Here is a 26,103-nt window from a genome sequence, read left to right on the forward strand (position 1 = left end):
GACTTCGTGAGCACCTTTCAGGCCCCCAAGGGCACGTACGACCTGATCCCGCCGGACAGCGCCAAGTTCCTGGCCGTCCGGGAGGCGATCGCCGCTCCGCTGCGCACCTCCGGCTACGGCTACATCGAGACGCCCGGCTTCGAGAGCGTCGAGCTGTTCGCGCGCGGGGTCGGTGAGTCCACCGACATCGTGACCAAGGAGATGTACGCCTTCGAGACCAAGGGCGGCGACAAGCTGGCCCTGCGCCCCGAGGGCACGGCCTCCGTGCTGCGCGCGGCGCTGGAGGCCAACCTGCACAAGACGGGCAACCTGCCGGTCAAGCTCTGGTACTCCGGCTCGTACTACCGCTACGAGCGTCCGCAGAAGGGCCGTTACCGGCACTTCTCGCAGGTCGGCGCCGAGGCGATCGGCGCGGAGGACCCGGCGCTCGACGCCGAGCTGATCATCCTGGCCGACCAGGCGTACCGTTCGCTGGGCCTCAGGAACTTCCGCATCCTGCTCAACAGCCTGGGCGACAAGGAGTGCCGGCCGGTCTACCGGGCCGCGCTCCAGGACTTCCTGCGCGGCCTGGACCTCGACGAGGACACCCTGCGCCGGGCGGACATCAACCCGCTGCGCGTCCTCGACGACAAGCGCGAGTCCGTGCAGAAGCAGCTCGGGGACGCCCCGCTGCTGCGCGACTACCTCTGCGACGCCTGCAAGGCGTACCACGAAGAGGTCCGCGAGCTGATCACCGCGGCGGGCGTGGCCTTCGAGGACGACCCGAAGCTGGTGCGCGGCCTCGACTACTACACCCGCACGACCTTCGAGTTCGTCCACGACGGTCTGGGCTCCCAGTCCGCGGTGGGCGGCGGCGGACGCTACGACGGTCTGTCGGAGATGATCGGCGGCCCCGCGCTCCCGTCCGTCGGCTGGGCCCTCGGCGTCGACCGCACGGTCCTCGCCCTGGAGGCGGAGGGCGTGGAGCTCGAACTCCCCTCCGCCACCAGCGTGTTCGCGGTGCCGCTGGGCGAGGAGGCCCGCCGGATCCTGTTCGCCAAGGTCACCGAGCTCCGCAAGGTGGGCATCGCGGCCGACTTCTCCTACGGCGCCAAGGGCCTCAAGGGCGCCATGAAGAACGCCAACCGCAGCGGCGCGCGCTACACGATCGTGGCCGGCGAACGCGACCTCGCCGAGGGCGTCGTACAGCTGAAGGACATGGAGTCCGGGGAGCAGTCGGCGATCGGGGTCAACGAGATCGTGGCGGAACTGGAGTCACGCCTGGGCTGAGCGCGACGGAGTGAGGGGGACGAGCCCCCTCACTCCAACAGCCCGAACCGCATGGCGCTCGTCACCGCCGCCGTCCGGTCGTCCACGCCCAACTTGCCGAAGACGCGCAGGAGATGGGTCTTCACCGTCGACTCGCCGATGAACAGCCTGCGCCCGATCTCCGCGTTCGTGCAGCCCTCGGCGACGAGGCGCAGTACGGCCGTCTCGCGCTCCGAGAGTCGCGGCCGTTCCGGCCTGGTGCGCAGCTGGTCGACCAGGCGGGCGGCGACGGTCGGCGCCAGGACCGTCTCGCCGCGGGCTGCGGCCCGTACGGACTCGGCCAGTTCGGCGCGGGGCAGGTCCTTGAGGAGATAGCCGGCCGCGCCCGCCTCCACGGCCCGCAGGATGTCCCGGTCCGTCTCGTACGTCGTCAGGACGATCACCCGGCTGGGCAGCCCCGCCTCCGTCATCCGTACGATCGACTCGACGCCCGAGCCGCCCGGCATCCGCAGGTCCATCAGCACGATGTCGGGCCGGAGTTCGGCCGCCAGCGCCTCCGCCTGCGGCCCGCTGGACGCGTCCGCGATCACCTCCAGGTCCGGTTCCGCGCTCAGCATCGCCCGCAGGCCCTCCCGTACGACCGGGTGGTCGTCGGCCAGGATGATCCGGATCATGGACAGCTCCTCGCGGGCGGTACGGGCAGACGGACGGTGACCGTGGTGCCGCCGCCGGGCGCACTGTGCACCCGGACCGTCCCGCCGACCTCGGTGGCGCGGGCACGAAGCCCCGCCAGACCGTAGCCGTCACGGGCGGCCCCCGGGTCGAAGCCGTGACCGTCGTCCCGTACGGACAGGGTGAGGCGCTCGTCGGCGTAGTCGAGGTCGATGGTCACGGTCGCCGAACTCCCCGCGTGTCTACGGCAGTTCGTGAGCGCCTCCTGGCAGGAGCGCAGGGCGACGACCTCGGCGCCCGCGGGCAGCGGACGGACCCGGCCGGTCACGGCGAGCTTCGCGGAGTGCCGGGCCGCCAGCCGGCCCAGGGCGTCCGGCAGCGTGGCACCGCCCAGGTCGGCGGGGGTGCCGTCGGCGACCAGAGCCCGTGCCTCGGCGAGGTTCAGCCGGGCCGTCTCGTCCATCAGGGCCAGATGACGGCGGGCCTGCGGCATGTCGTGGTCGAGCTCGGCCTCGACGGCCTGGATCAGCATCAGCAGGCTGGTGAAACCCTGTGCGAGGGTGTCGTGGATCTCCCGGGCCATCCGCTGTCGCTCGGTCAGTGCCCCGTGCGCCGCGGACAGCCGCGAGACCTCGTGCCGGCTCGAGTCCAACTCGGCGATCAGAGCCGCCCGTTCCTGGCTCTGCTCGATGATCCGGATGACATAGCTGCCGACGGCCACCGAGAAGACCAGGGTGACGACGGCGAACAGGCCGTTGAAGAAGACGTCCTGCTCGCTCGGCCGCCACAGCAGCGCCCAGCCCGCCACGGGGGCGAGATTGATCACCGCCACGGCGGTCGGAGCCCACCGCATCCGCAGCGTCATGAAGCACTGGGGGACGAGAGCGAAGGTCATCAGCCGGGTCTCGCCGACCAGGATCGCCGAGGGAAGGAACAGCGCCATCATCGCGCCGAGGTAGGCGAGGGCCTTGCGCGCGTCGGGCGGATCCTGCCGGAGCAGGGGACGCCCGACCCGTACGAAGAGCGGGACCAGGGGGACCAGCAGCGCCGCCGCCGTGACGCGGACCGGCCACCCGGGGTGTCCCGCACCCAGCACGAACACCAGGGTGGCCAGCCAGATCAGCGCGAAGTAGGTGTCCCAGAGCCGGAAGGAACGGTCCCACGAGTACGCGCCCACGGCGTCCGCCGGACCGGTCATCCGTCGCGCCGGTTCTTCCACCGGAAGGTCAGCAGACACAGCAGCAATCCTCCGACGCACCACGCCCCCAGCACCAGGGCGATGCGCCCGAACTCCCAGCCGCCGGCCTGCTCCAGGACCTGCGCCGAGTCCGGCAGGAACACCCCACGCAGCCCCTGGCACATCCACTTCAGGGGGAACAGCGCGCCGATGTTCAGCATCCAGTCGGGGATCGTGTCGATCGCGATGTACACCCCGGAGATGAACTGGAGGACCAGGAAGGGCAGGACGACCACCGAGCTCGCGCTCTTGCTGGAGTCGGGCACCGAGCTGATCGCGATGCCGAGCAGCGCGCACGCCGTCAGGCCGAGCACGAAGATCCACGCGAAGGCGAACCACCGGTCGGCGTCCGACGGCAGATCGACGTCGTACAGCGTCGTGCCGACGAGCAGCAGGATCGCCGTCTCCAGGATGCCGGTAACCAGAACCAGCCAGATCTTGCCGAGGAAGTACGCCGCCGGCGGCATCGGGGTCCCGCGCAGCCTGCGCAGCACCTTCTCGTCCCGCTCGACGGCGATCGAGATGCCGAGCGACTGGAAACTCGTCGACATGATGCCGGCGGCCATCATCGCCGGGACATACAGCTGCGAGGCCTTGATACCCGCCCCCTCCACGTCGTCACGGAAGATCGACGCGAACAGGAACAGGAAGACCACCGGGAAGGCGAAGGTGAACACCACCTGGTCGCGCTGGCGGAAGAACTGCCTGATCTCCAGAGCCCCCCGCCGCAGTCCGAGCCCCCAGACTCCGGGCAGCCTTCCGGCACGAGCATCGGTCCGGGACCGTACGGCGGTCGTGGTCATCGCGCGTCCTCCTGTCCGGTGAGCCGGAGGTAGACGTCCTCCAGCGTGGGGCGGCTGACCTGGAGCCCCGGGATCTCGCCGTCGAAGCGGCGCATCAGCGCGGCGACCGTCCTGGTCGGGGTGTCGGTGTGCTCCGCGCGCGGGGCGCCGTCCGGCTCGGTCCACTCGACGGTGGCGCCGGTGCCGTACCGCTCCCGCAGCGCGGCGGGCTCGTCCTCGGCGACGACCTTTCCCCGGGAGATCACGGCCAGCCGGTCGGCGAGCGCCTCGGCCTCCTCCAGGTAGTGCGTGGTGAGCAGGATTGTGGTGCCCTCGTCGGACAGTTTGCGGATCAGGTCCCAGAACTGGCGCCGGGCCGCCGGGTCGAAACCGGTCGTCGGCTCGTCCAGGAGCAGCAACTCGGGGCCGCCGATCACACCGAGCGCCACGTCGAGCCGCCGCCGCTGCCCGCCGGACAGGGCCTTGATCCGGCTGCCCGCCTTGGCCTCAAGACCCACCAGTCCGATGACCTCCTCCGGATCCCGCGGCCGTGGGTAGTAGTGGGCGAAATGGCGGACGGTCTCCGCGACCGTCAACTCGGCGGGCGCGGATTCGTCCTGCCAGACGATTCCGACTTTTGAACGCCACGCGCGCGTGCCGTGCGCCGGGTCCGCGCCGAGCACGGACACCTCCCCCGCGTCCCGGTCCCGGTTGCCCTGGAGGATCTCCACCGTGGTGCTCTTGCCCGCGCCATTGGGCCCGAGCAGGCCGAACACCTCGCCCCTGCGGATGCCGAGATCGATCCCGTCGACCGCGGTCACGTCGCCGTACTGCTTGCGCAGCCCCCGAACGTCCACCGCGAGTTCGTTCGCGTGTGTGGTCATGCCTGTGAGCATCGGCCGGAACCGAACGCTCAGGGACGACCGTGCGTACTTCCTTATGTCCACCGAACGGTGGACAAGCCTCCGGGTGCGGCAGAATGGCCCCTGCCCGAAGAAGGTCCCACTCTCCAGCAGACGGATCGGCGTGATGAGCAAGACCACAGTGAAAGACGTCTCCACGGAGCCCGAGCCCTCGTCGGCGAGCGCCGACGCCGCGCCCCGGACGGTGGGCGGCAGCCGTGTCTTCGCGTTGCTGCTGGTGATCACCGGCGCCGCCGGACTGCTCGCCGCGTGGGTCATCACGATCGACAAGTTCAAGATCCTCGAGGGCAAGGTCAGCGGCAAGACGTTCACGCCGAGCTGCTCCCTCAACCCGATCGTCTCCTGCGGCAGCGTGATGGAGAGCAAGCAGGCCGCCGCCTTCGGGTTCCCCAACCCGATGCTCGGCCTCGTCTGCTACGGCATCGTCATCTGCGTCGGCATGACCCTGCTGGCCCGCGCCACCTTCCCGCGCTGGTACTGGCTCACCTTCAACTTCGGCACGCTCTTCGGCGTGGCCTTCTGCACCTGGCTGCAGTTCCAGTCGCTGTACCGCATCAACGCGCTGTGCCTGTGGTGCTCGCTGGCCTGGGTCGCGACGATCACGATGTTCTGGTACGTGACCTCGTTCAACATCCGCAACGACCTGCTGCCGTCCCCGGGCTGGCTCAAGCGTTTCCTCTCCGAGTTCACCTGGGTCCTGCCGGTCACCCACTGCGGCATCATCGCCATGCTGATCCTGACCCGCTGGGGCGACAAGCTCTGGGCCTGACCCACGGCCGACGGCGTTGTCAGTGGCGTGACATAGGGTTTTGAACGTGGAGCCCGATCTGTTCACCGCCGCGGCGGAAGAGCGCCAGGAGAAGGACCCGGCCGGCAGTCCCCTGGCGGTCCGGATGCGCCCGCGCACCCTCGACGAGGTGGTGGGCCAGCAGCACCTGCTCAAGCCGGGTTCGCCGCTGCGGCGACTGGTCGGCGAGGGCAGCGGCGGTCCTGCCGGACCCTCCTCGGTGATCCTCTGGGGCCCGCCCGGCACCGGCAAGACGACCCTGGCGTACGTCGTCTCCAAGGCCACCAACAAGCGCTTCGTGGAGCTCTCCGCGATCACCGCCGGCGTCAAGGAGGTCCGCGCGGTCATCGAGGGCGCCCGCCGCGCCACCGGCGGCTTCGGCAAGGAGACCGTCCTCTTCCTCGACGAGATCCACCGCTTCAGCAAGGCCCAGCAGGACTCCCTGCTCCCCGCGGTCGAGAACCGCTGGGTGACCCTCATCGCGGCGACCACCGAGAACCCGTACTTCTCGATCATCTCCCCGCTGCTGTCCCGGTCCCTGCTGCTGACCCTCGAACCCCTCACCGACGACGACGTCAAAGCACTTCTGAAGCGGGCGCTGAGCGACGAGCGGGGCCTGAAGGACGCCGTCGCCCTCCCCGAGGACACCGAGGCCCACCTCCTGCGGATCGCCGGTGGCGACGCCCGCCGTGCCCTGACCGCCCTGGAGGCCGCCGCCGGGGCCGCCCTCGACAAGGGCGAGCCGGAGATCACCCTCACCACGCTGGAGGAGACGGTCGACCGCGCGGCCGTCACGTACGACCGCGACGGCGACCAGCACTACGACGTGGCCAGCGCCCTCATCAAGTCCATCAGGGGCTCCGACGTGGACGCGGCCCTGCACTACCTGGCCCGCATGATCGAGGCCGGTGAGGACCCCCGCTTCATCGCCCGTCGGCTGATGATCTCCGCCAGCGAGGACATCGGCCTCGCCGACCCGAACGCCCTGCCCATCGCGGTCGCCGCCGCCCAGGCCGTCGCCATGATCGGCTTCCCCGAGGCCGCGCTGACACTGAGCCACGCCACCATCGCCCTCGCCCTGGCCCCGAAGTCCAACGCCGCGACGACGGCCATCGGCGCCGCGATGGAGGACGTACGCAAGGGGCTGGCCGGGCCGGTGCCGCCGCATCTGCGCGACGGGCACTACAAGGGCGCCGCCAAACTCGGGCACGCGCAGGGGTACGTCTACCCGCACGACCTGCCCGAGGGGATCGCCGAGCAGCAGTACGCCCCGGACGCCGTCAAGGACCGCGCGTACTACGAACCCACCCGGCACGGCGCCGAGGCACGGTACGCGGACGCCGTGGAGTGGACCCGCAAGCACCTCGGTCGCAAGCGGTCCTGAGCACCCTGTAGAATCCTCGAAGCGCTGTGTCCCGTGCAGTCAGAACGGGACGGTCAGCCGGAACCCCCAGCGGGTTCCAGGAGCGTCGCGCACCGTTCGAATGGTGTCGCGGGCAGCCCACCACCGTCAGCGGTAGGTGGGCCACTCGCGTGCTGCACGTATGTGCCCAGACCAGGGGAGCGGCTGCCCACCAGGTTCCTCGAGGACCCGGCGGGTTTCCCCGGCTGCGGATGCGACCTCCCTCAACCCTGACAAGCCGAAAACCAGGAAATGAGAGACAGTGGCGAACCAGCCCCGCCCCAAGGTCAAGAAGTCGCGTGCCCTCGGCATCGCGCTGACCCCGAAGGCCGTGAAGTACTTCGAGGCCCGTCCCTACCCGCCGGGTGAGCACGGCCGTGGCCGCAAGCAGAACTCGGACTACAAGGTCCGTCTGCTCGAGAAGCAGCGTCTGCGCGCGCAGTACGACGTGTCCGAGCGTCAGCTCGTCCGCGCCTACGAGCGTGCCGCCAAGACCCAGGGCAAGACCGGTGAGGCCCTGGTCATCGAGCTCGAGCGCCGTCTCGACGCCCTGGTCCTGCGTTCGGGCATCGCCCGCACCATCTACCAGGCCCGCCAGATGGTCGTCCACGGCCACATCGAGGTCAACGGTCAGAAGGTCGACAAGCCGTCCTTCCGCGTCCGTCCCGACGACGTCGTGATGGTCCGCGAGCGCAGCCGCGAGAAGACCCTCTTCTCGATCGCCCGTGAGGGCGGCTTCGCCCCCGACGGCGAGACCCCGCGCTACCTCCAGGTGAACCTCCGCGCCCTGGCCTTCCGCCTGGACCGTGAGCCGAACCGCAAGGAGATCCCGGTGATCTGCGACGAGCAGCTCGTCGTCGAGTACTACGCCCGCTGATCACCGGCAGGCCGTAGCACCCGCACCACTTCAGCCCGCCGTCTCCCCGCCCTTCCGGGTGGGCGAGGCGGCGGGCTGCTGCATGTCGAGGGTCACTCGCGCGTGCCGCACGGAACCCCGCGGCGCCGGCAGCCCCTCGAGCGGGCGGGCACGGCCCAGCGCCCGGGACACCGCGGCGTCCCGCCCGAGCGCCCGGCCCTGTCGTACGCACTCCTCGTACCGTTCGTCGCCCAGCCGCTCCCGGGCCGTCGCCTCGCACAGCTCGTGCGGGGCGTTGTAGTAGGCCGAACCGAACAGGGGCAGGCCCACCGACGGCCACAGCGAGCCCGCCGCGCCCTGCAGCACGGCGGCCTCGGCCGGATCGCCCTCGGTCACGGTGACCAGGGCGAGCAGCTCGAGGGACAGGACCGAGCCGAGCAGGTCGTGGAAGCCGTGCGCGCAGGCCAGGCAGTCGGTGAGCAGCCCACGCGCGCGTGCCGCGTCCCCCTCGCTCCAGGCCGCGTACGCCAGGACGTACAGCGCGTACGACCGGGCCCACCGCTCTCCGTGGTCCTCGCACACCTGGCGCACGTCCTCGCACAGCCGCACCGCGTCCGGCAGATCGCCCAGGAAGGCGCGGGCCATCGCCAGCTCGACCTGCGCCATCAGCACGTTGCTGTTGAGTTCGCCGATCTCCTGGTAGCGCTGAAGCGACGAGCGCAGCAGCCGCTCCGCGCGGGGCATGTCGTCCGAGACGAGCGCCAGACAGCCGGTGCGATGCTCGGCGTACGCCACCGCCGTCGGATTCGCGGAGCGCTCCGCCTCCTCCCGGCACTCCTGGAGCGCCGCCAGCGCCGACAGGGTGTCGCCCTGGAGGATCGCCACATATCCGAGGACCCACAGGGCCTTCAGTCGGGCGGGCTCATGGCCGGGCTCGAGTTCGACGCTGCGCTGCAGCCAGTGCCGGCCCTCCGACAGCCGGCCGCAGCCGACCCAGCAGAACCAGAGGGAGCCCGCGAGATGCCGGCCCAGCTCCGCCCCGTCCGGCTCGGTCAGGCAGTACTCCAGGGCGCTGCGCAGGTTCGGCAGCTCGGCCTCGATCCGTGCGGCCACCTCGTTCTGCCGCGGGGAGAACCACTCCAGCTCGCACCAGGTCGCCAGGCCCACGTACCAGTCGCGGTGTCGCCTGCGCATCCGGACCGCGTCGCCCGTCGCCTCCAGCCACTCGGCGCCGTACGCGCGAACCGTGTCGAGCATGCGGTAGCGCACGCCGGTCGCGGTCTCCTCACGGGCCACCACCGACTGGGCGAGCAGCGCGGACAGGACGTCGAGGACGTCGTCGGAGTGCAGACCGTCGCCGCTGCACACGTACTCGGCGGCCTCCAGATCGAACTGCCCGGCGAACACCGAGAGCCGCGACCACAGCAACCGCTCCTCGGGCGTGCACAGTTCATGGCTCCAGCCGATCGCCGTGCGCAGTGTCCGATGGCGGGGGAGGGCGTCCCGGCCGCCGCCCGTCAGCAGCCGGAACCGGTCGTCGAGCCGCTCCAGCAACTGCCCGGGGGACAGCGTTCCCAGCCGGCCCGCGGCCAGCTCGATCGCCAGCGGGATGCCGTCCAGACGCCGGCACAACTCCCGTACGTGCGGATCGTCGCCGGTCGTCACCCCCTGCCGTCCGGCCCGCTCGCGGAACAGCTCCACGGACTCGTCCTCGCTCAGCGGGCCCAGCGCGAACACCTGCTCGCCGGCCACGGCCAGCGGTCGGCGTCCCACAGCGAGGACGGCCAGGCCCGGCACCTGTCCCAGCAGGTCGGCCACCAGAGCGGCGCACGCGTCCACCAGATGCTCGAAACCGTCGAGGACCAGCAGGAGCCGACGCCCGGCGAGGTGTGCGAGGAGCGTCTCACGCGGCAGCCGCGTGGTGTGGTCCGTCAGACCCAGCGTCTCCACGACGGCGTAGTCGATGAACTCGGGATCGCGTACGGCGGCCAGTTCGACGTGCCACACGCCGTCGGGCGGCGCACACCGCCCGCCCGCCACCCGCGACGCGAGCCGGGACTTGCCGATCCCGCCGGGGCCCGTCACCGTCACCAGCCGCGAGGTGTCGAGCGCCCGTGCCAGCCCCGAGAGTTCCGCGCGCCGGCCGACGAAGCCGTCGAGCTCCAGGGGGAGATTGCCGTTCACCTCGGTGCCGTCGGGCTGATGACTACGCATGGAACACGGAGCGTACTGAAGCGTGTTCGCTCCGTGCAATCGCGATGGGCGGCCCGCGCGCGGGTGAGGGGTTATCCGGTGCGGAGCGCCGTCCCCGGCGCGATAGGCTCGGCGGAGACTTTTTTCATAGACAGCACGTTTCAGGGAGCGGGTGCACACAGTGTCCGGTGGAGAGGTTGCCGGGATCCTGGTGGCCGTCTTCTGGGCGATCCTGGTCTCCTTCCTCGCCGTCGCGCTGGCGAGGCTGGCCCAGACGCTCAAGGCGACCACCAAGCTCGTGGCGGACGTGACCGACCAGGCCGTCCCGTTGCTGGCCGACGCCTCCACCGCGGTGCGTTCCGCGCAGACCCAGATCGAGCGGGTCGACGCGATCGCCTCGGATGTCCAGGAGGTCACGTCGAACGCCTCCGCGCTGTCCACCACCGTCGCCTCCACCTTCGGCGGCCCCCTGGTCAAGGTCGCGGCCTTCGGCTACGGCGTGCGCCGCGCGATCAGCGGCCGCAAGGACGACGTGCCCGCCAAGACGCCCCGGCGTACCGTGATCGTGGGCCGGGCGGTTTCCCGGGGCCGCGGGAAGAAGGACTGAGGCTCAAGAGATGTTCCGCCGTACTTTCTGGTTCTCCACGGGCGTGGCCACGGGTGTCTGGGCCACCACCAAGGTGAATCGCAAGCTGAAGCAGCTGACCCCCGAGAACCTCGCCGTGACCGCGGCCAACAAGGCGATCGAGACGGGTGCCCGTCTCAGGGACCGCGCGGTCGGCTTCGCGCTCGACGTCCGGTACAACATGGCCCAGCGGGAGGCCGAGCTGACGGATGCCCTCGGTATCCGCGACAGCCCCGAACTCCCCGCACCCAGGCGCGTCGCCGCCATCGAGAACACGACGTACCCCACGCATTCGTACAACCGGAATGAGGACCACTGATGGAGTCGGCCGAGATCCGCCGCCGCTGGCTGAGCTTCTACGAGGAGCGCGGGCACACCGTCGTGCCTTCGGCGTCGCTCATCGCGGACGACCCGACTCTGCTCCTGGTCCCCGCCGGCATGGTGCCCTTCAAGCCGTACTTCCTCGGTGAGGTCAAGCCCCCGTGGTCGCGCGCCACCAGCGTGCAGAAGTGCGTGCGCACGCCCGACATCGAAGAGGTCGGCAAGACCACCCGGCACGGCACGTTCTTCCAGATGTGCGGCAACTTCTCCTTCGGCGACTACTTCAAGGAAGGCGCCATCAAGTACGCCTGGGAGCTGCTCACCAGCCCCCAGGACAAGGGTGGTTACGGCCTGGAGCCGGAGAAGCTCTGGATCACCGTCTACAAGGACGACGACGAGGCCGAGCGCATCTGGCACGAGATCATCGGCGTGCCCAAGGAGCGCATCCAGCGCCTCGGCATGAAGGACAACTACTGGTCCATGGGCGTCCCCGGACCCTGTGGCCCCTGTTCCGAGATCAACTACGACCGCGGCCCCGAGTTCGGCGTCGAGGGCGGCCCCGCCGTCAACGACGAGCGGTACGTGGAGATCTGGAACCTCGTCTTCATGCAGTACGAGCGCGGCGAGGGCATCGGCAAGGACAATTTCGAGATCCTCGGCGAGCTCCCCAGCAAGAACATCGACACCGGCCTCGGACTCGAGCGCCTGGCGATGATCCTGCAGGGCGTGCAGAACATGTACGAGATCGACACCTCCATGGCCGTCATCAAGAAGGCCACCGAGCTGACCGGCGTGGCCTACGGCGACGCCCACGACTCGGACGTCTCGCTGCGCGTGGTCACCGACCACATGCGCACGTCCGTGATGCTCATCGGCGACGGTGTCACCCCCGGCAACGAGGGCCGCGGTTACGTGCTGCGCCGCATCATGCGCCGCGCCATCCGCAACATGCGCCTGCTCGGTGCCACCGGCCCGGTCGTGCTCGACCTGATCGACACCGTGATCGCCATGATGGGCCAGCAGTACCCGGAGCTTGTCACCGACCGCGAGCGCATCGAGAAGGTCGCCGTCGCCGAGGAGAACGCCTTCCTCAAGACGCTGAAGGCCGGCACCAACATCCTCGACACCGCCGTCACCGAGACCAAGCAGTCCGGCGGCACGGTCCTCGCCGGCGACAAGGCGTTCCTGCTCCACGACACCTGGGGCTTCCCGATCGACCTCACCCTGGAGATGGCCGCCGAGCAGGGCCTGTCCGTGGACGAGGACGGCTTCCGCCGCCTGATGAAGGAGCAGCGGGAGCGCGCCAAGGCCGACGCCCAGGGCAAGAAGACCGGTCACGTCGGCGCGGGCGCCTACCGTGCGATCGCCGACCAGGCCGGCGAGACCGAGTTCCTCGGCTACTCGGACACCGAGAGCGAGTCCACGATCGTCGGCATCCTCGTCGACGGCGCCTCCTCGCCGGCCGCCACCGAGGGCGACGAGGTCGAGATCGTCCTGGACCGCACCCCGTTCTACGCCGAGGGCGGCGGCCAGATCGGCGACACCGGCAGGATCAAGGTCGACTCCGGTGCCGTCATCGAGGTCCGCGACTGCCAGAAGCCGGTTCCGGGCGTCTACGTCCACAAGGGCGTCGTGCAGTTCGGTGAGGTGACCGTCGGCGCCAAGGCCCACGCCTCGATCGACAGCCGCCGCCGTACGGCCATCGCGCGCGCCCACTCGGCCACCCACCTCACCCACCAGGCCCTGCGGGACGCGCTCGGACCGACGGCCGCCCAGGCCGGTTCCGAGAACCAGCCCGGCCGCTTCCGCTTCGACTTCGGGTCCCCGTCCGCCGTTCCGACGGCCGTGATGACCGATGTCGAGCAGAAGATCAACGAAGTGCTTGCCCGCGAGCTCGACGTCCGTGCCGACGTCATGGGCATCGACGAGGCCAAGAAGCAGGGCGCCATCGCCGAGTTCGGCGAGAAGTACGGCGAGCGCGTCCGCGTGGTCACCATCGGCGACTTCTCCAAGGAGCTGTGTGGCGGCACCCACGTGCACAACACCGCCCAGCTGGGCCTGGTGAAGCTGCTCGGCGAGTCGTCCATCGGCTCCGGGGTCCGCCGTATCGAGGCGCTGGTCGGTGTCGACGCGTACAACTTCCTCGCCCGCGAGCACACCGTCGTCGCCCAGCTCCAGGAGCTGATCAAGGGACGTCCGGAGGAACTCCCGGAGAAGGTCTCCGCCATGCTCGGCAAGCTGAAGGACGCCGAGAAGGAGATCGAGAAGTTCCGCGCGGAGAAGGTCCTGCAGGCCGCCGCCGGGCTCGCCGAGTCCGCCAAGGACATCCGCGGGATCGCGGTCGTCACCGGTCAGGTCCCGGACGGTACGACCCCCGACGACCTGCGCAAGCTGGTCCTCGACGTGCGCGGGCGCATCCAGGGCGGCCGGGCCGCCGTGGTCGCCCTCTTCACCGTGAACAACGGCAAGCCGCTCACCGTCATCGCCACCAACGAGGCCGCCCGTGAGCGCGGGCTCAAGGCCGGTGACCTGGTCCGGACCGCCGCCAAGACCCTCGGCGGCGGCGGTGGCGGCAAGCCGGACGTCGCCCAGGGCGGTGGCCAGAACCCGGCCGCGATCGGTGACGCCGTGGACGCCGTGGAGCGCATGGTCGGGGAGACGGCCAAGTAATGCGCCGAGGCCGCAGGCTCGCGATCGACGTCGGGGACGCCCGCATCGGGGTCGCCTCGTGCGACCCCGACGGGATCCTCGCCACTCCGGTGGAGACGGTCCCGGGCCGGGACGTCCCGGCGGCTCATCGTCGGCTGAAGCAGCTGGTCGAGGAGTACGAACCGATCGAGGTCGTCGTCGGCCTCCCTCGCTCCCTCAAGGGGGGTGAGGGTCCGGCCGCGGTCAAGGTCCGCGGCTTCGTCCAGGAGCTCGCCCGGGGGATCGCGCCCGTCCCGGTCAGGCTCGTCGACGAGCGGATGACCACCGTGACGGCCAGTCAGGGACTGCGCGCATCCGGAGTGAAATCCAAAAAGGGCAGATCGGTCATCGACCAGGCAGCCGCCGTGATCATTCTTCAGCAGGCGCTGGAATCCGAACGGGTGTCAGGTAAAGCACCCGGCGAGGGCGTCGAAGTGGTCATCTGATCGCGGTACGGTAACGTTCCGCGCGATGCGGCGACATTCGAACAGTCACCGCACAGAAAGAGGCGAAACGGTAGCCGGATGGTGAGAGAAGGAGACCGCCGCCTCGCGGCTCTAGGGGATCGATGACTGAGTATGGCCGGGGCGAAGGCTCCGAACCGTGGCATCCCGAGGACCCGTTGTACGGGGACGGCGGATGGGAAGGGCAGCAGGCCCACGCGGGTCAGCAGTCCCCTTACGGCGGCCAGCCGCAGCACTATCCGCAGCAGCAGCCGCAGTACGACGACGGTGGCTGGGGCGACGGCCAACAGGCCGCCTATGGTCAGGCGCCGCAGCAGTACCCGCAGCACGACGGCCAGTACGACCAGCACCAGCAGTACAACCAGCAGCAGTACGACCAGCAGCAGTACGACCAACACCAGCAGCAGTACGACCAGCAGGCGTACCACGGTCAGCCGCAGCAGTCGTACGACCAGAACGGCAACGGCTGGGCGACCGGCACACAGGCGCAGGTGCCGTACCCCGCCGATCCGTCGGACCCGTACGGACAGCGGGCGGCCGCGTACGGCGCTGAGCAGCAGGACTACTACGGCAGCCCGGACGCGTACCCGCCGCCGGAGCCGCCGAGCCGTCGACGGGCCGAGCCGGAGCCGCAGATCGACTGGGATCCGGGCCCGGACCAAGGAGAACACGCCTTCTTCGCGGGCGACGACGACAGCGAGGACGACTCCGACGACCCGAAAGGCGGCCGCGGCGACCGGCGCGGCGGCAAGGGCGGCAAGAAGCGCAGGAGCGGATGCGCCTGTCTGGTGGTCCTGCTCGTCCTCGGCGGCGGCACGGCAACCATCGGCTACTTCGGGTACCAGTTCTACCAAAATCGTTTCGGCGCCGCCCCGGACTATGCCGGGGACGGGACGAGCCAGATGGTCACCGTCCAGGTCCCCAAGGGCGCGGGCGGGTACGCGATCGGCCGGCTGCTGAAGGACGCGGGTGTCGTGAAGAGCGTCGACGCCTTCGTGTCCGCCCAGGAGCAGAACCCCAAGGGGAAGACGATCCAGGCCGGCGCCTATCTCCTGAAGAAGGAGATGTCCGCCGAGAGCGCCGTCGTGATGATGCTCGACCCGAAGAGCCAGAACAACGTGCAGGTCGCTCCGGGACTGCGGAACATCACCGTCTACAAGAGGATCGACGATAAACTCGATCTTGCTTCCGGCACCACGAAGAAGATCGCCGAAAAGAAATACAAGAGCCTCGGGCTGCCGAGCTGGGCGAACGACAACGAGGACATCAAGGACCCGCTGGAGGGCTTCCTCTATCCGGGCACCTATCCCGCGGCGAAGGGCATGAAGCCCGAGACGGTGCTGAAGGACATGGTCACCCAGGCCGCCGAGGTATACGGCAAGTACGACCTGGAGGCGAAGGCCAAGGCGCTCAAGCTGGACAACCCCCTGCAGGTCATCACGGTCGCGAGCCTCGTCCAGGCCGAGGGAAAGACCGAGGACGACTACCGCAAGATGGCGGAAGTGGTCTACAACCGGCTCAACCTCGCCAACCCCGAGACCTACGGCCTGCTCCAGTTCGACTCGACCTTCAATTACCTGAAGAACGAGAGCGACATCCGCATCTCCGAGTCGGAGATCAAGAGCAACAAGGACCCGTACAACACGTACACGAACAAGGGTCTGCCGCCCGGCCCGATCGACAATCCGGGCGATGTCGCACTGAAGGCAGCGCTGAATCCGACCGACGACGGGTGGTACTACTTCGTCGCGACCGACGGCTTGAAGACCACCGAATTCGCCAAGACCCACGCTGAATTCCTGAGGCTCAAGGACAAGTTCGATGCAAGCACGGGCAGCTGACGCCCGCCGGGCCGCCGTCCTCGGAAAGCCCATCGCCCACTCCCTCTCGCCGGTGCTGCACCGGGCCGCCTACGAGGAGCTGGGGCTCACGGGCTGGTCGTACGACCGGTTCGAGCTCGACGAGGCCGCACTGCCCGGGTTCGTCGGGCGGCTCGGGCCGGAGTGGGCCGGGCTGTCGGTGACCATGCCGCTCAAGCGGGCGGTCATCCCGCTGCTCGACGAGATCAGTGAGACGGCAGCCTCGGTGGAGGCGGTCAACACCGTCGTGTTCACCGAGGACGGCCGCCGCCTCGGCGACAACACCGACATCCCGGGGATGGTCGCCGCCCTGCGCGAGCGGGGCATCGAGCAGGTCGACTCGGCAGCGATCCTCGGCGCCGGCGCCACCGCCTCCTCCGCGCTCGCCGCGCTGGCCCGGATCTGCACCGGTGAGGTCGTCGCCTATGTGCGCAGCGAGGCCCGGGCCGCCGAGATGCGGCAGTGGGCCGAGCGTCTCGACGTCGAGATGCGCACGGCGGACTGGGCGGACGCGGCCGAGGCCCTGGACGCTCCTCTGGTGATCGCGACCACCCCCGCCGGGGCGACGGACGCCCTCGCCCACGCCGTACCGGAGCGCCCCGCGGCCCTCTTCGACGTGCTCTACGACCCGTGGCCGACCGAGCTGGCGGCCCGCTGGTCGATGATCGGCGGGGCCGTGGTCAGCGGCCTCGACCTGCTGGTGCACCAGGCGGTGCTCCAGGTCGAGCAGATGACGGGTATCGGGCCCGCGCCGGTGGAGGCCATGCGCAAGGCGGGCGAGCATGCGGTGGCGGCTCGCTGAGCTCTTCGGTGAGGTGCGGCATGGGTGGTCCTGTGAGAGTGCCGTACTCCTGGCCTGAGGGCGGTACGTGTGTCCACGTCCGTCTGCTGGACCTGTGACCGGCTCCCGGCGCCGAACGTGGGAGGATCGGAGGTGGCGGGCCGGGGCCGCGCACCTGGTCGCGCCGTTGCCGTACGCGAGGACGCGCGTAAGCAGGGCAGTACCAGGGCGCGAGCACTGAGGAGCACCGTTGAGCAGGTTGCGCTGGCTGACCGCGGGGGAGTCCCACGGTCCCGCACTCGTCGCGACGCTGGAGGGCCTTCCGGCCGGCGTGCCGATCACCACGGAGATGGTGGCGGACCACCTGGCGAGGCGTCGGCTGGGCTATGGCCGCGGGGCCCGGATGAAGTTCGAGCGTGACGAGGTCACCTTCCTCGGCGGTGTCCGGCACGGCCTCAGCCTTGGTTCCCCGGTCGCGATCATGGTGGGCAACACCGAGTGGCCGAAGTGGGAGCAGGTCATGTCGGCCGACCCCATCGACCCGGAGATCCTGGCGGGCCTCGCGCGCAACGCCCCGCTGACCCGGCCGCGGCCCGGTCACGCCGACCTCGCGGGTATGCAGAAGTACGGCTTCGACGAGGCTCGGCCGATCCTGGAGCGGGCCTCGGCCCGGGAGACGGCGGCCCGGGTGGCGCTGGGTGCGGTGGCCCGGTCGTACCTGAAGGAGACGGCCGGCATCGAGATCGTCAGCCATGTCGTGGAGCTGTGTTCCGTGAAGGCCCCGCAGGGCGTCTACCCGACCCCGGCCGACGTCGAGAAGCTGGACGCCGACCCGCTGCGCTGCCTGGACGCTGACACCTCGAAGGCGATGGTGGCCGAGGTGGACCAGGCCCACAAGGACGGCGACACCCTCGGCGGAGTGGTCGAGATCCTGGCGTACGGCGTCCCGGTGGGCCTCGGCTCGCACGTGCACTGGGACCGCAAGCTGGACGCCCGCCTGGCGGGTGCGCTGATGGGCATCCAGGCGATCAAGGGTGTCGAGCTCGGCGACGGCTTCGAGCTGGCGCGGGTGCCGGGCTCGAAGGCGCACGACGAGATCGTGAACTCGCCCGAGGGCATCCGGCGCGTCTCCGGTCGCTCGGGCGGCACCGAGGGCGGACTGAGCACGGGTGAGCTGCTGCGCGTGCGGGCCGCGATGAAGCCGATCGCGACCGTGCCGCGCGCCCTGCAGACCGTCGACGTGACCACCGGCGAGGCCGCGCAGGCCCACCACCAGCGCTCCGACGTGTCCGCGGTCCCGGCCGCCGGCATCGTCGCCGAGGCCATGGTCGCCCTGGTCCTGGCGGACGCGGTGGCGGAGAAGTTCGGCGGCGACAGCGTGCCCGAGACCCGCCGCAACGTGCGGTCCTACCTCGAGAACCTGGCCATCCGATGACCGGTCCCCAGGTGGTGCTGGTGGGTCCGATGGGCGTGGGCAAGTCCACCGTCGGGCAGCTGCTGGCCGAGCGGCTCGGTGTCGGCTACCGGGACACCGACGACGACATTGTCGCCGAGCAGGGCCGCACGATCGCGGAGATCTTCGTCGACGAGGGCGAGCCGGCCTTCCGGGCGATCGAGAAGGCCGCCGTGCGGCGGGCGCTCGCCGAGCACGACGGGGTCCTCGCCCTCGGTGGCGGCTCGGTGCTGGACGCGGACACCCGCGCGCTGCTGGCCGGACAGCAGGTGGTGTACCTCTCGATGGACGTCGAGGAGGCGGTCAAGCGCACCGGCCTGAACGCCGCGCGTCCGCTGCTCGCGGTCAACCCGCGCAAGCAGTGGCGGGAGCTGATGGAGGCCCGGCGCCACCTGTACGAGTCGATCGCCACGACGGTGGTCGCCACGGACGGCCGTACACCCGAAGAAGTCACCCGAATCGCGCTGGACGCACTGGAGTTGAAGGAAGCATGAGCGAGGCAGTGACGCGCATCCAGGTCGGCGGCACCGCGGGCAGCGAGCCGTACGAGGTCCTGGTGGGACGTCAACTCCTGGGTGAACTCGGCGCGTTGATCGGGGAGAAGGCGCAGCGGGTGGCGATCATCCACCCCGAGGCGCTCGCCGACACCGGTGACGCGCTGCGCGCCGACCTCGCCGGACAGGGGTTCGAGGCCGTCGCCATCCAGGTCCCGAACGCGGAGGAGGCCAAGACCGCCGAGGTCGCCGCCTACTGCTGGAAGGCGCTCGGACAGTCCGGCTTCACCCGCACCGACGTCGTGGTCGGCGTCGGCGGCGGCGCCACCACCGACCTCGCCGGTTTCGTGGCCGCGACCTGGCTGCGCGGAGTGCGCTGGATCGCCATCCCGACCACCGTGCTCGCCATGGTCGACGCGGCCGTCGGCGGCAAGACCGGCATCAACACCGCAGAGGGCAAGAACCTCGTCGGCGCCTTCCACCCGCCCGCCGGCGTCCTGTGCGACCTGGCCGCGCTGGACTCCCTGCCGGTCAACGACTACGTCTCCGGACTCGCCGAGATCATCAAGGCGGGCTTCATCGCCGATCCGGTGATCCTGGAGCTCATCGAGTCCGACCCCGAGGCCGCGCGCACCCCGGCGGGCCCGCACACCGCCGAGCTCATCGAGCGCTCGATCCGGGTCAAGGCCGAAGTCGTCTCCTCCGACCTCAAGGAGTCGGGCCTCAGGGAGATCCTCAACTACGGCCACACGCTCGCCCACGCCATCGAGAAGAACGAGCGGTACAAGTGGCGGCACGGCGCCGCGGTCGCCGTGGGCATGCACTTCGCCGCCGAACTGGGCCGTCTGGCGGGCCGGTTGGACGACGTGACGGCCGACCGCCACCGCACCGTCCTCGAATCGGTCGGCCTGCCGCTGCACTACCGCTACGACCAGTGGCCGAAGTTGCTGGAGACCATGAAGGTCGACAAGAAGTCCCGCGGCAACCTGTTGCGGTTCATCGTCCTCGACGGACTGGGCAAGCCCACGGTCCTGGAGGGCCCGGACCCGGCGGTCCTGCTCGCCGCGTACGGCGAGGTCGGCCAGTAAGTCCCGCGACGGGCGTTCCGCCTGATTCGCCTTGCCACAGGGGCACTTCGGGGCGCCCCCGGCCGTTTCACCAAACGAGGGCCGGGGGCGGTACCGTTCGGTGACGAGCGGGGTATGTACCACCCCGTAACCAGCGCCGATCAGCCTGCCGCGAGTGAGCCGGAGGGGCGCGTCGGAGACGAGAGGACGAGCGAGCACAGGCCTCCGGGCCGAGCACGGTCGGGCTCCCGGCACCGACGCGAGCGCCCCGGGGGCGAGCAAGCCGAAAAGACGAGACGGAGTGGCACCGGATGCAGCACGCAGTGGGTTCTCCGCTGCCGCCGCCCCATCAGCCGGGGCACGGACCCGCCGCCGGCTGGTCGCCGGCCGCACACCACCCGGGACCGCATCACCCGGGCGCGCACCAGGGGTCCGCCCCGGTGCCCCCACCGCCTCCGGCACCCGGTTTCACCCCGGCCCCGGTTCCGCCGACGCCGCAGCACTCTCCGGTGCCGCCCGCACCGCAGCACTCACCCGCGCCGGTGCCGGACACCACCGGCCATGTGCCGCTGCCGCCCGGTGCCCCCGTGGGCGCCCCCAGCACCCCGCCCGCCGCCGTGCCCGATCCCACGGGCACCACCCTCGCCGTGCTGCTCATCGGCCCGGCGGGCGCCGGGAAGACGAGCGTCGCCAAGTACTGGGCCGACCACCGCAGGGTCCCCACCGCCCACATCAGCCTCGACGACGTGCGGGAGTGGGTCCGCTCGGGCTTCGCCGACCCCCAGTCCGGCTGGAACGACCACTCCGAGGCCCAGTACCGCCTGGCCCGCCGCACCTGCGGCTTCGCCGCGCGCAACTTCCTGGCCAACGGCATCTCCTGCATCCTCGACGACGCCGTCTTCCCCGACCGTCCGGTGGTCGGCCTCGGCGGCTGGAAGCGGCACGTCGGTCCGGGACTGCTGCCGGTGGTGCTGCTGCCGGGCCTGGAGATCGTCCTGGAGCGCAACGCCGAACGCTCGGGCAACCGCCGCCTGACCGACGAAGAGGTCGCCCGGATCCACGGCCGGATGGCCGGGTGGTACGGCTCGGGCCTGCCGATCATCGACAACAGTCAGATGGACGTGGCCCAGACGGCGAGGGTCCTGGACGACGTGCTGGCGCGGTCGATCGCGAGCCCACCGAGCTGGTAGTCGCGGGGGGATCTGGACCCACCCAGGGGCGCGGGGCCGCATCCATCAGCGGCTCCGCCGTGGGGCGCGACAAGCCCCCACCGACCCGCAGCCGACAACGAACCCCCACTCGGCCTCTCCCGAACGGCGCCGCACTCGCATGACTCCTACGCTCGTGTCATGTCAGAGGTGTACGTCACCCGCCGAACGAAGCTCAGGGCCCGCTGTCAGGCCAGCGGCAGCGCCACCGCGCTGATCTCCCGCCCCGCCAACGTCCGCTACCTCGCGGGCACCGCCCCCCGCGGCGCCGTCCTCCTGCTCGGCGCGAGTGAGGACGTCCTGCTCTGTCCCGGTCCGCTGGACGACCGCATGGACGGCCGTCCCGACGAGGCCCTTCGGATCCACGCCCTCCCCGGCGCCGCCGGCGACCCGGCCGTCGCTGCGGCCGACCTCGCGGCGGGGCAGGACGCCGACTCCCTCGCCGTCGAGGAACACCACCTCACCGTCGGCCGCCACCGAGCCATCCGCTCGGTCGTCCCACGGCTGCGTCTCGCAGACCTCGGAGGCGCGGTCGAACAGCTCCGCGTCATCAAGGACGAGGAGGAGATCTCCTGCCTGCGTATCGGCGCAGAGATCGCCGACCAGGCACTGGGAGAACTCCTGGAGTCCATCCTCGTCGGCCGCACCGAGCGACATCTCGCCCTCGAACTGGAGCGCCGTCTCGTCGATCACGGCGCCGACGGTCCGGCCTTCGCCACGTCCGTGGGTACCGGTCCGAACGCCGGCCGCCCTGGCCACCGTCCCACCGACCGCCGTGTCGAGGAGGGCGATTTCCTCTCCGTCTGCCTGGGCGCGAGCTATCGCGGATACCGCTGCGAGATCGGCCGTACCTTCGTCATCGGTACGTCCCCCGCCGACTGGCAGATCGAGCTGTACGACCTCGTCTTCGCCGCTCAGCGGGCCGGACGCGAGTCGCTGACGCCCGGTGCGGCCTACCGCGACGTGGACCGTGCGGCCCGTCAGGTACTGGAGTCGGCGGGCCACCACGAGGGCCTCACGACCCTCACCGGACACGGTGTGGGACTGGAAATCGACGAGGACCCGCAGTTGGCCCCCGCGGCCATGGGTAAACTGGACGCTTGCGTGCCGGTCACCGTCGAACCGGGGGTCCACCTCCCGGGACGGGGCGGCGTCCGGATCGATGACACGCTCGTCGTACGCCCCGAGGCGGACGGCGGACCCGAGCTACTCACCATCACGACCAAGGAGCTGCTCGCACTATAGGCAAGGTGCGTGCGCCGGGGTCGTCCACGTCAGTCCAGGAGATTCCGCAACCGTGGCTTCCACGAACGACCTCAAGAATGGCCTGGTGCTCAAGCTCGAAGGCGGCCAGCTCTGGTCCGTCGTCGAGTTCCAGCACGTCAAGCCCGGCAAGGGCCCCGCATTCGTGCGCACCAAGCTCAAGAACGTGCTGTCCGGCAAGGTCGTCGACAAGACGTTCAACGCCGGCGTCAAGGTCGAGACGGCCACTGTCGACAAGCGCGACATGCAGTTCTCGTACATGGACGGCGAGTACTTCGTCTTCATGGACATGGAGACCTACGACCAGCTGATGATCGACCGCAAGGCGGTCGGCGACGCCGCCAACTTCCTGATCGAGGGCTTCACCGCCACCGTGGCGCAGCACGAGGGCGAGGTGCTCTTCGTCGAGCTGCCGGCCGCCGTCGAGCTCGTCGTCCAGGAGACCGAGCCGGGCCTGCAGGGCGACCGCTCCACCGGCGGCACCAAGCCCGCCACCCTGGAGACCGGTCACCAGATCCAGGTCCCGCTCTTCATCACCACCGGTGAGAAGATCAAGGTCGACACCCGCACGAGCGACTACCTCGGCCGGGTGAACAGCTAACCGTGGCTGCCCGCAACACGGCCCGCAAGCGCGCCTTCCAGATCCTCTTCGAGGGCGACCAGCGCGGAGTCGACGTCCTGACGGTCCTGGCGGACTGGATCCGGCTTTCCCGGGAAGACACCCGGCAGCCGCCGGTGAGCGAGTACACGATGCAGCTGGTCGAGGGCTACGCGGAGCACGCGAAGCGCATCGACGAGCTGATCGCGCAGTACTCGGTCGGCTGGACGCTGGACCGGATGCCGGTCGTCGACCGCAACATCCTGCGTCTGGGCGCCCATGAGCTGATCTGGGCCGACGAGACCCCGGACGCGGTGGTGCTCGACGAGATGGTGCAGCTGGCGAAGGAGTTCTCCACGGACGAGTCGCCCTCGTTCGTGAACGGCCTGCTGGGCCGGCTCAAGGACCTGAAGCCGTCGCTGCGCCGGGACGAGGCGTAGGACCGCGTCGGGACGAGGCGGTAGGGCTGCGTCGGGACGAGGCGGCAGGGCTGCGTCGGGACGAGGCGGCAGGGCTGCGTCGGGACGAGGCGGTGGGACCGCGTCGGGACGAGGCGGTAGGACCGCGTCGAGACGAGGCGGCAGGACCGCGTCGAGACGACGCGTAAGAGGCGCGAAAACGCCTGAGGGCCCGCAGCGAGACCGCTGCGGGCCCTCAGGCGTCCGTGTACGCGGAGGCCCCACAAGGCGCGCAGAAAGCCGTCGGGGTGGCCGGAACCGTGAAGTTCCGGCCACCCCGGCGGCACGTTTCTGCTGAGGCTGGGAGCGGCTCAGCTCTCCTCGTGGGACACCGCGCGACGCGCGTCCGCGTCCAGCACGCCCCAGCTGATCAGCTGCTCGGTGAGGACCGAGGGCGACTGGTCGTAGATGACGGCGAGTGTGCGCAGGTCGTCCTGGCGGATCGAGAGCACCTTGCCGTTGTAGTCACCACGCTGGGACTGGATGGTCGCCGCATACCGCTGGAGGGGGCCGGCCTTCTCGGCCGGGACGTGGGCCAGCCGCTCCAGGTCCAGGACCAGCTTCGGCGGCGGCTCGGCGGCCCCGCCCGGAGTGGTGCCGGGCAGCAGCTCCTGCACCGGAACGCCGTAGAAATCCGCCAACTCGGCAAGACGCTGCACGGTCACCGCGCGGTCGCCGCGCTCGTACGAACCGACCACGACCGCCTTCCAGCGTCCCTGGGACTTCTCCTCGACACCGTGGAGGGAAAGGCCCTGCTGGGTGCGGATGGCCCGGAGCTTGGCCCCGAGCTGTTTGGCGTATTCGCTGGACATATAGCTCCCCGGACACTGGATCGACGCGGCCGCAGTGGTTTCGAGCCGCGCGTCTGGTAACTCACTGTGAGGTTACGCAGCGTGACTCTTCTGCGTCAAGCCGAATGGTCCACACCGACTCTTCCGTGAGAGTGGTGGCTGATTGGGCCAAGGGGGTGATCAGGGACGTCGTTCCGGCCTGGTACCGTGGATGGCGCAAATCCGACGTCCTTTAAGGTCCGTCCCGTGAGGCGGAGAAGGAGGTCCGTTTCGTATGGACAAGCAGGACACTTCCGACCACCAGGCGTCCGATGCCCGGCCCGTTCTCGAAGGCCCCGACATCGCGCGCGTGCTGACCCGTATCGCCCACGAGATCGTCGAACGCGCCAAGGGCGCCGACGACGTGGTGCTCCTCGGCATCCCCACCCGAGGCGTCTTCCTCGCCCAGCGGCTCGCCGTCAAGCTCGAGGAGATCACCGACCGCAGGATTCCGGTCGGTTCGCTCGACATCACCATGTACCGGGACGATCTGCGCATGCACCCGCCGCGTGCGCTGGCCCGCACCGAGATTCCCGGTGACGGCATCGACGGCCGTCTGGTCGTCCTCGTCGACGACGTGCTCTTCTCCGGCCGCACCATCCGCGCCGCCCTGGACGCCCTGAACGACATCGGGCGCCCCCGCGCGGTGCAGCTCGCGGTCCTCGTCGACAGAGGCCACCGCGAACTGCCCATCCGCGCCGACTACGTCGGCAAGAACCTCCCCACGTCGCTGCGGGAGACGGTCAAGGTCCAGCTCGCCGAGGAGGACGGTCGCGACACCGTGCTGCTCGGTGTGAAGCAGACCTAGCGGCAGACGGACCGGGTGCGCCCCTCCGGTGTGCCCTCGCCTGCCCGGAATCTCCCGATCCTGAACTGCCTTACGGAGCCTGAAAGATGCAGCGTCATCTCATCTCGGCCGCCGACCTCACCCGCGACGACGCCGTCCTGATCCTCGACACCGCCGAGGAGATGGCCCGGGTCGCCGACCGGCCGATCAAGAAGCTGCCGACCCTGCGCGGCCGCACGATCGTCAATCTCTTCTTCGAGGACTCCACGCGCACGCGTATCTCCTTCGAAGCCGCCGAGAAGCGTCTCTCGGCGGACGTCATCAACTTCACCGCCAAGGGCTCCAGCGTGTCCAAGGGCGAGTCCCTCAAGGACACCGCCCAGACCCTGGAGGCCATGGGTGTCGACGCCGTGGTCATCCGCCACGGCGCCTCGGGGGCGCCGTATCGCCTCGCCACCTCCGGATGGATCGACGCGGCCGTCATCAACGCCGGTGACGGTACCCACCAGCACCCCACCCAGGCCCTGCTGGACGCGTTCACCATGCGGCGCCGGCTCGTCGGCCGGGACGCGGGGATCGGCCAGGACCTCGCCGGCAAGCGCATCACGATCGTCGGTGACATCCTGCACAGCCGGGTCGCCCGCTCCAACGTCGACCTGCTGCACACCCTCGGCGCCGAGGTCACCCTCGTCGCTCCGCCCACCCTGGTGCCGGTCGGCGTGGAGACCTGGCCCTGCGAGGTCGCGTACGACCTCGACGGCACCCTCGCCAAGTCCGACGCGGTGATGATGCTGCGTGTGCAGCGCGAGCGGATGAACGCCGCCTTCTTCCCGACCGAGCGCGAGTACTCGCGGCGCTACGGCCTGGACGGCGACCGTATGGCGCGGATGCCGGAGCACGCCATCGTGATGCACCCCGGCCCGATGGTCCGCGGCATGGAGATCACCGCCGAGGTCGCCGACTCCGACCGCTGCACCGTCGTCGAGCAGGTCGCCAACGGAGTCTCCATCCGGATGGCCGTCCTGTATCTGCTGCTCGGTGGCGCTGTGTTCGACTCGAGGAACGTGCCCGCCGTCTCCCCCACCCGTATCGAGGAGAAGTAAGTCA

Annotated in this window: 25 protein-coding genes; 19 read left to right on the forward strand and 6 right to left on the reverse strand. The window is 70.2% G+C overall.

Annotation, left to right across the window (positions count from 1 at the left end; genetic code table 11):
- The first annotated feature begins 6 nt into the window (after positions 1 to 6).
- Positions 7 to 1,269, forward strand: a complete 1,263-nt coding sequence (gene hisS / locus ACIBJB_RS45865) for a histidine--tRNA ligase (RefSeq protein ID WP_398940112.1) — start codon at positions 7 to 9, stop codon at positions 1,267 to 1,269.
- Between the two features lie 29 nt (positions 1,270 to 1,298).
- Here hisS and ACIBJB_RS45870 read toward each other — a convergent pair whose 3' ends face one another.
- Genes ACIBJB_RS45870 through ACIBJB_RS45885 form a run of 4 tightly spaced genes read right to left on the reverse strand, consistent with a single transcriptional unit; the run spans position 1,299 to position 4,823 of the window.
- A complete protein-coding gene (locus ACIBJB_RS45870; RefSeq protein ID WP_398940113.1) occupies positions 1,299 to 1,922 on the reverse strand; it encodes a response regulator in 624 nt (207 codons plus the stop codon).
- Positions 1,919 to 3,118: a sensor histidine kinase gene (locus ACIBJB_RS45875; protein WP_398940114.1), complete on the reverse strand. Its 1,200-nt coding sequence runs from the start codon at positions 3,116 to 3,118 to the stop codon at positions 1,919 to 1,921. The genes ACIBJB_RS45870 and ACIBJB_RS45875 overlap by 4 nt, the downstream gene beginning before the upstream one ends.
- Positions 3,115 to 3,960, reverse strand: a complete 846-nt coding sequence (locus ACIBJB_RS45880) for an ABC transporter permease (RefSeq protein WP_398940115.1) — start codon at positions 3,958 to 3,960, stop codon at positions 3,115 to 3,117. Before ACIBJB_RS45880 ends, ACIBJB_RS45875 begins: the two co-directional genes overlap by 4 nt.
- Positions 3,957 to 4,823, reverse strand: a complete 867-nt coding sequence (locus tag ACIBJB_RS45885; protein ID WP_398940116.1) for an ABC transporter ATP-binding protein — start codon at positions 4,821 to 4,823, stop codon at positions 3,957 to 3,959. Before ACIBJB_RS45885 ends, ACIBJB_RS45880 begins: the two co-directional genes overlap by 4 nt.
- A 145-nt stretch (positions 4,824 to 4,968) precedes the next feature.
- On the opposite strand from ACIBJB_RS45885, the gene ACIBJB_RS45890 reads away from it, so the two are divergent.
- The 3 genes from ACIBJB_RS45890 (at position 4,969) to rpsD (ending at position 7,928) form a co-directional block, all read left to right on the forward strand.
- Positions 4,969 to 5,631: a vitamin K epoxide reductase family protein gene (locus ACIBJB_RS45890; RefSeq protein ID WP_398940118.1), complete on the forward strand. Its 663-nt coding sequence runs from the start codon at positions 4,969 to 4,971 to the stop codon at positions 5,629 to 5,631.
- Positions 5,632 to 5,677: 46 nt separating this feature from the next.
- Positions 5,678 to 7,033, forward strand: a complete 1,356-nt coding sequence (locus tag ACIBJB_RS45895) for a replication-associated recombination protein A (RefSeq protein ID WP_398940119.1) — start codon at positions 5,678 to 5,680, stop codon at positions 7,031 to 7,033.
- A gap of 280 nt (positions 7,034 to 7,313) precedes the next feature.
- Positions 7,314 to 7,928, forward strand: coding sequence for a 30S ribosomal protein S4 (rpsD, locus tag ACIBJB_RS45900; protein WP_037714931.1), 615 nt, complete (start codon positions 7,314 to 7,316; stop codon positions 7,926 to 7,928).
- 30 nt (positions 7,929 to 7,958) lie between these two features.
- On the opposite strand, the gene ACIBJB_RS45905 is transcribed toward rpsD, so the two are convergent.
- Complete coding sequence (locus ACIBJB_RS45905; RefSeq protein WP_398940120.1) at positions 7,959 to 10,121, reverse strand: ATP-binding protein; 2,163 nt, start codon at positions 10,119 to 10,121, stop codon at positions 7,959 to 7,961.
- Between the two features lie 160 nt (positions 10,122 to 10,281).
- On the opposite strand from ACIBJB_RS45905, the gene ACIBJB_RS45910 reads away from it, so the two are divergent.
- From ACIBJB_RS45910 to nusB, 13 genes are all read left to right on the forward strand, one after another.
- Positions 10,282 to 10,707, forward strand: a complete 426-nt coding sequence (locus ACIBJB_RS45910) for a DUF948 domain-containing protein (protein WP_307073923.1) — start codon at positions 10,282 to 10,284, stop codon at positions 10,705 to 10,707.
- Positions 10,708 to 10,717: 10 nt separating this feature from the next.
- The gene (locus ACIBJB_RS45915) at positions 10,718 to 11,044 is read left to right on the forward strand and encodes a hypothetical protein (RefSeq protein WP_398940121.1); all 327 of its coding nucleotides are present in this window, start codon (positions 10,718 to 10,720) and stop codon (positions 11,042 to 11,044) included.
- Positions 11,044 to 13,716 carry an alanine--tRNA ligase gene (gene alaS, locus ACIBJB_RS45920; protein WP_398940122.1) on the forward strand — a complete coding sequence of 891 codons (2,673 nt, stop codon included), beginning with the start codon at positions 11,044 to 11,046 and terminating at the stop codon, positions 13,714 to 13,716. The genes ACIBJB_RS45915 and alaS overlap by 1 nt, the downstream gene beginning before the upstream one ends.
- Entirely contained in the window at positions 13,716 to 14,180 is a 465-nt protein-coding gene (ruvX, locus tag ACIBJB_RS45925) for a Holliday junction resolvase RuvX (RefSeq protein ID WP_007380695.1), read from the forward strand. The genes alaS and ruvX overlap by 1 nt, the downstream gene beginning before the upstream one ends.
- A gap of 122 nt (positions 14,181 to 14,302) precedes the next feature.
- A complete protein-coding gene (gene mltG, locus ACIBJB_RS45930) occupies positions 14,303 to 16,039 on the forward strand; it encodes an endolytic transglycosylase MltG (RefSeq protein ID WP_398940123.1) in 1,737 nt (578 codons plus the stop codon).
- On the forward strand, positions 16,020 to 16,859 hold the full coding sequence (locus ACIBJB_RS45935) for a shikimate dehydrogenase (RefSeq protein WP_398940124.1): 840 nt from the start codon (positions 16,020 to 16,022) through the stop codon (positions 16,857 to 16,859). The genes mltG and ACIBJB_RS45935 overlap by 20 nt, the downstream gene beginning before the upstream one ends.
- Positions 16,860 to 17,088: 229 nt before the next feature.
- Positions 17,089 to 18,273 carry a chorismate synthase gene (gene aroC, locus ACIBJB_RS45940; protein ID WP_398940125.1) on the forward strand — a complete coding sequence of 395 codons (1,185 nt, stop codon included), beginning with the start codon at positions 17,089 to 17,091 and terminating at the stop codon, positions 18,271 to 18,273.
- Entirely contained in the window at positions 18,270 to 18,785 is a 516-nt protein-coding gene (locus ACIBJB_RS45945) for a shikimate kinase (RefSeq protein ID WP_398940126.1), read from the forward strand. The genes aroC and ACIBJB_RS45945 overlap by 4 nt, the downstream gene beginning before the upstream one ends.
- Positions 18,782 to 19,873, forward strand: a complete 1,092-nt coding sequence (gene aroB, locus ACIBJB_RS45950; protein WP_398940127.1) for a 3-dehydroquinate synthase — start codon at positions 18,782 to 18,784, stop codon at positions 19,871 to 19,873. The genes ACIBJB_RS45945 and aroB overlap by 4 nt, the downstream gene beginning before the upstream one ends.
- A 290-nt stretch (positions 19,874 to 20,163) precedes the next feature.
- The gene (locus tag ACIBJB_RS45955) at positions 20,164 to 21,042 is read left to right on the forward strand and encodes a Pro-rich N-terminal domain-containing protein (protein ID WP_398940128.1); all 879 of its coding nucleotides are present in this window, start codon (positions 20,164 to 20,166) and stop codon (positions 21,040 to 21,042) included.
- Between the two features lie 159 nt (positions 21,043 to 21,201).
- Positions 21,202 to 22,305 carry an aminopeptidase P family protein gene (locus ACIBJB_RS45960; protein WP_398940129.1) on the forward strand — a complete coding sequence of 368 codons (1,104 nt, stop codon included), beginning with the start codon at positions 21,202 to 21,204 and terminating at the stop codon, positions 22,303 to 22,305.
- Between the two features lie 52 nt (positions 22,306 to 22,357).
- Positions 22,358 to 22,924: an elongation factor P gene (gene efp / locus ACIBJB_RS45965; RefSeq protein ID WP_057614159.1), complete on the forward strand. Its 567-nt coding sequence runs from the start codon at positions 22,358 to 22,360 to the stop codon at positions 22,922 to 22,924.
- Between the two features lie 2 nt (positions 22,925 to 22,926).
- Entirely contained in the window at positions 22,927 to 23,361 is a 435-nt protein-coding gene (nusB, locus tag ACIBJB_RS45970; protein WP_057614158.1) for a transcription antitermination factor NusB, read from the forward strand.
- A gap of 329 nt (positions 23,362 to 23,690) precedes the next feature.
- Here the strand turns inward: nusB and bldD are convergent, their stop codons facing one another.
- Complete coding sequence (bldD, locus tag ACIBJB_RS45975; RefSeq protein WP_003956405.1) at positions 23,691 to 24,191, reverse strand: transcriptional regulator BldD; 501 nt, start codon at positions 24,189 to 24,191, stop codon at positions 23,691 to 23,693.
- A gap of 253 nt (positions 24,192 to 24,444) precedes the next feature.
- On the opposite strand from bldD, the gene pyrR reads away from it, so the two are divergent.
- On the forward strand, positions 24,445 to 25,017 hold the full coding sequence (gene pyrR, locus ACIBJB_RS45980; protein ID WP_057614157.1) for a bifunctional pyr operon transcriptional regulator/uracil phosphoribosyltransferase PyrR: 573 nt from the start codon (positions 24,445 to 24,447) through the stop codon (positions 25,015 to 25,017).
- Between the two features lie 86 nt (positions 25,018 to 25,103).
- The gene (locus tag ACIBJB_RS45985) at positions 25,104 to 26,099 is read left to right on the forward strand and encodes an aspartate carbamoyltransferase catalytic subunit (RefSeq protein ID WP_398940130.1); all 996 of its coding nucleotides are present in this window, start codon (positions 25,104 to 25,106) and stop codon (positions 26,097 to 26,099) included.
- The last annotated feature ends 4 nt before the right edge of the window (positions 26,100 to 26,103 follow it).

The organism is Streptomyces sp. NPDC050759, from assembly GCF_044456945.1.
In the GTDB taxonomy this organism is placed as follows: domain Bacteria; phylum Actinomycetota; class Actinomycetes; order Streptomycetales; family Streptomycetaceae; genus Streptomyces.